Raw genomic sequence first — 271 nt, forward strand, 5'->3', positions numbered from 1 at the left:
CCATTCATCCTGGCATCGGCGTCGCACGGGTTGGCAACAGTGAGCTTAAGGATGGCTCGTGGATTCGCGGCGAGGACGACTATACCGATATGTATATCGGTCCGGAAACCGATACGCCTCCTCCCATGCCCCTCAAGAAAATACGGGATGAAAGCGGCAGGATAAAGCGGCAGGCTGCCCGCTTCAGGCTATATGGTTTCAATGCCAAAGGAGACGTCGTCAAGGAAATCCTGCCCGGCAACGGCGTCAACGTCACATGGAAGGTAACCCT

1 protein-coding gene is annotated in these 271 nt (G+C 55.7%); it reads left to right on the forward strand.

Annotated features, from left to right (window positions below; genetic code table 11):
• Positions 1-271 (forward strand): LodA/GoxA family CTQ-dependent oxidase (locus SB658_RS24075; RefSeq protein ID WP_410602865.1); only part of this gene is annotated, 271 nt, incomplete at both ends.

Origin of the sequence: Bacillus sp. SIMBA_008 (genome assembly GCF_046535495.1) — a bacterium.
Classification (GTDB): Bacteria; Bacillota; Bacilli; order Bacillales; family Bacillaceae; genus Bacillus; species Bacillus subtilis.